At 74.6% G+C, this 3379-nt stretch carries 3 protein-coding genes; all 3 read left to right on the top strand.

What is annotated here, in order from left to right; translation table 11 throughout:
• The first annotated feature begins 362 nt into the window (after positions 1–362).
• Positions 363–1340, top strand: coding sequence for a DUF2267 domain-containing protein (locus DKL51_RS28355; RefSeq protein WP_109945207.1), 978 nt, complete (start codon positions 363–365; stop codon positions 1338–1340).
• A 78-nt stretch (positions 1341–1418) separates the two neighbouring features.
• Positions 1419–2210, top strand: a complete 792-nt coding sequence (locus DKL51_RS28350; protein WP_109945206.1) for a spermidine synthase — start codon at positions 1419–1421, stop codon at positions 2208–2210.
• 60 nt (positions 2211–2270) lie between these two features.
• The coding region (locus DKL51_RS28345) for an AI-2E family transporter (protein WP_148097874.1) at positions 2271–3379 on the top strand (1109 nt) is incomplete at its 3' end.

Here is a 3379-nt window from a genome sequence, read left to right as displayed (position 1 = left end):
GCCCGACACAGTCCACGCCGACCACCTCGCGGGCGGTGCCGTCGGCCTCCTCGACCAGCGCCCACAGGGTCACCGGGTAGCAGCGGGTGGCCTCCGGGGTCAGCCGCCACCGGGCGTACCAGCCGGGTCGAGCGGGGACGATCTCGACGATCCTCTTCATGACGACCTTCCCTTCCGCGTGCATCGGAAGTCTTCCGGTCCACCCCGATCATGGGGGCGCGCCGGGTGAAGGCCCCTCACCCCCGCCGAATGAAGCTCCCGGCCGCTTGCGCCGGACCCGGCCCACCGGCCGTTTCCTTCCCGGCGGTGACGGGAAGGCGACCGTCGGAAGCAGCGGAACCGACGAGGAGCGAGGTGCGACGATGCGCAAGCAGATGGAGGGCGACAACCAGCGCCGCCGGACCCTGGCGCGGGAGGCCCGGGAGCGTGGGCGCCGTCCGAGTGAGGTCCGCGCGAGCCTGAGCGCGTCCAAACAGATCACCTCCCTGGACCAGGGCCAGCGGCAGGGTCCGCCGCCCGCCGGACGGCGCAAGCCGAACATCCACCGAGGTGGCCCCGCCCCGCCGCCGGCTGCGGTGGCGCAGCCCGGTCGGCCGCTGCCCCAGCCCGGGATGGGCGCGCCGGAGGTGGCCCCCGTGGGCTACCAGGAACTGGTCGGTGACGTGAGCCGCCGGGCCGGGGTCGACTTCCGCACCGCCAAGGTGGCGGCCGAGGCCACCGTGCTGGCGCTGGCGTGGGCGTTGGAGGAGCAGGAGCGGGAACGGCTGCTGCGAGCGGTACCGCTGTCGCTGCACGACGTCGTACCGGTCGACGGCATCGAGCGGCATCAGGACCTGGCGGGGTTCCTCGCCGAGGTGGCCCGGATCAGCGGCCGTACCCCGGAGCAGGCCCGGTACCAGGCCGAGGCGACCCTGGCCGCGCTCGCCGAGCAGGACGGTGACCTGGTCGAGTCGCTGCGCGTACCGGACGGGTTGCGGGACCTGCTCGCACCGCCGGAGCCCGGCGGTGGCGTGGTGGGTCCGACCTCGGCCGTCGCGCCCCTCACCGATCAGGAGCTGCGCGACGCGCTGTCCGGGTTGCCGTACTGGTCGAGCGACCGGCAGTCGCTGGTCCGCACGATCGAGCTGCCGTCGGGGAACCTGGACCGGGTGCTCGACCGGCTCGACCGGCTCCGCACGGAGATCGGCCGTGGCCCGCAGATCGGCCGGCCGGACCCGGACAGCGCCGTGATCACCGTGCGGACCCAGCAGGTTGAGGGCGTGTCGGCCCAGGACGTCGACCTGGCCCATCGGGTCGACGACGCCATCGACGAGGCCGGGGCCGGGATGAACTACGGCTGAGGCAGCCGGGGCCGGCGGGCGCGTCGCCCGCCGGCCCGACCGGCCGTCCACCGACCGGTTCGGCTAGCGTTTCCGGCCATGGGGAGCGCCGCCGACGACCTGAGGCTGGTCGTCGATCCGGTCCGCCGGACCGGGCGTACGCTGCTCGCGGCCGGCGTCGAGCAGTCCTACGTGGACGTGGCGGACCCGCGCCACCTGCACTTCGAGTACGTCCGCCGGATGGCGGCGGTGGTCGACCTGGCCGCGCCGCGGGGCCGGCCGCTGGATGCCCTGCACCTCGGCGGCGGCGCGCTCACCCTGCCGCGCTGGCTGGCCGCCACCCGACGCGGGTCGGCGCAGCTTGTCGTCGAGCGGGAGCCGGCCGTCGTCGAGCTGGTCCGCCGCGAGCTGCCGCCCCTGCCGCCGGAGGTCGCCGTCCAGATTGCCGACGCCCGGGACGCGGTGACCGCCGCCCCGCCCGCCCGGTACGACGTGGTGCTCGCCGACATCTACCGGGCGGCCCGGATGCCCCGGCACGTGACCAGCGTCGAGTTCGCCGCCGAGGTGGCCCGGACGCTGCGCCCGGACGGCGTCTATCTGGTCAACGTCACCGACCTGCCCCCGCTGGCCTTCTCCCGGGCCCAGGTGGCCACCCTGCGCACGGTCTTCGCCGACGTCTGCCTGGTCGCCGACCGGCGGATGCTGCGCGGCCGCCGGTACGGCAACCTGGTGCTCGCCGCCGGCCTTCGACCCGGCCGGCTGCCGGTACGCCGACTGGCCGCCCGGGTGGCCGCCGATCCGCTCCCCGGCGCCGTACTGCACGGCCCGTCCCTCGACGCCTTCGTCTCCGGCGCCCAACCGACCACCGACGCCACGCTCGCCGAGCGCTGACCTGGGCAGTTCCGCCCGCCGCGCACGTTTCCGCCCGGCCCGGTCGGGTAGCCGCGCCGGATGAGCAACGCCGAGGACCGGTCCGTCGCCCGCCGGGCGATGATCGTCATCGGTCTCGTGCTGGCCACCATGTTCGGGCTGGCGCTGATCTGGGCCACCCGGCGGGTGCTGGTCTGGGTGCTGATCGCGGCGTTCTTCGCGGTGGCCCTGAAGCCGCTCGTGGACGGGCTGGAGCGGCGACTGGTCCGGCACCGGGCGCTGGCCACCCTGCTCGTCTTCCTCGCCGCGTTCGGCCTGCTCACCGCGCTCGCCGCGGTGATCCTGCTGCCGCTGCTCGACGAGGTGGGCCGGTTCGCCGACCGGGCACCGGAGCTGCTGCGGGAAACCCGGGCGGGGCGGGGGCCGTTTGCTGAGCTGTTGGAACGACTGCGGCTGCGGGAGTACGCCAGCGCCCACGCCGACCAGATCAAGCGGTACGGCACCCAGCTGAGCCAACCGGCGGTGGGCCTGATCCGGGGCGTGCTCCAGACGCTCGCCGGGCTGCTCACGGTGATCGTGCTGGCGTACCTGATGGTGCTGGAGGCGCCGAAGATCATCGCCGCAACGCTGGCCCTGGTCGGGGACGGCTCGGCCCGGCGGCTGCGCCGGCTCGGCCGGGACGCCTCCCGCACCATCACCGGCTACCTGAGCGGCAACCTGTTGATCAGCGTGATCTGCGGCGGGCTGACGTTCCTGGTGCTCGTCGTCACCAAGGTGCCGTTCGCCGGGGTGATCGCGCTGCTGGTCGCCATCGCCGATCTGATCCCGCTGGTCGGGGCGACCCTGGGCGCGATCATCGCGGCCGGTGCCGGGTTCCTGCACTCCCCCACCGCGGGCATCGTGGTGCTGGTCTTCTTCGTCGTCTACCAGCAGGTGGAGAACCACCTGCTGCAGCCCGTCATCATGTCCCGCGCGGTCCGCCTCAACCCGCTGACTGTCCTGGTCAGCGTGCTGCTCGCCGCCGAGCTGGCCGGTCTGGTGGGGGCGCTGCTGGCCATCCCGGCGGCAGGGATCGGGCAGATCCTGCTGCGCGAGTTCACCCCCAGCGGGCTGCGCACCGTGCCGCCGCCGGCGAGCGGCGCCGACGAGCGGCCCGGCAAGCGATCGGCCGGCGGCGGCCACCCGGGGAC

It is taken from the genome of Micromonospora globispora (assembly GCF_003857015.1).
GTDB lineage: Bacteria > Actinomycetota > Actinomycetes > Mycobacteriales > Micromonosporaceae > Micromonospora > Micromonospora globispora.
This window is presented reverse-complemented; position numbering and strand designations above follow the sequence as displayed.